This is a genomic window from Kitasatospora sp. MY 5-36 (assembly GCF_001182915.1).
Taxonomy (GTDB): domain Bacteria; phylum Actinomycetota; class Actinomycetes; order Streptomycetales; family Streptomycetaceae; genus Kitasatospora.
Map to the genome: position 1 here is coordinate 1 of NZ_LFVW01001394.1, position 646 is coordinate 646.

Annotated in this window: 1 protein-coding gene; it reads left to right on the plus strand. The window is 75.2% G+C overall.

Annotated features, from left to right (window positions below; genetic code table 11):
- A partial coding sequence (locus AE652_RS42625) for a VCBS repeat-containing protein (RefSeq protein WP_049661716.1) occupies positions 1–646 on the plus strand: 646 nt, incomplete at both ends.

The window sequence follows — 646 nt, forward strand, 5'->3', positions numbered from 1 at the left end:
CCGACTACCTGGTGGTCGGCGACGACGGCTCGGTCGAGGCATGGCTGAACCGGGGCACCGACGCCAAGGGCGGCGGAGGCTGGCAGAGCGTCGGAAGGATCGCCGCCGGGGTCGCGCCGGGCGGCAAGGTCCGCTTCGCCGACCTCGACGGCGACGGCAAGGCCGACTACCTCGTCCTGAACGACGACGGCTCGGTGCAGGCCTGGCTCAACCGGGGGACCGACATGCCCGGAGGCACCGGTGCCCCTGGCGGCGGCGGAGGGATGGACCCGTCGACCGGCTCCGGCGGGACCACGGGTACGGGCACGCCCGGTGGAGGCGGGGGCATGGACCCGTCCGGCGGATCGGGCGGGACCACCGGCACGCCCGCCGGAGGCGGCTGGCAGGCCATCGGCACGGTGGCGGCCGGCGTCGCCCCCGGCGGCAAGGTCCGCTTCGCGGACGTCAACGGCGACGGGAAGGCCGACTACCTCGTGGTCGAGGACGACGGTTCCGTCTCCGCCTGGCTCAACACCGACGGCCGGGGCGGCTGGAACGGCGTCGGGCGGATCGCGGCCGGAGTGGCCACCGGGGACAAGGTCCGCTTCGCCGACTTCGACGGCGACGGCAAGGCCGACTACCTGGTGGTCGGCGACGACGGCTCGGT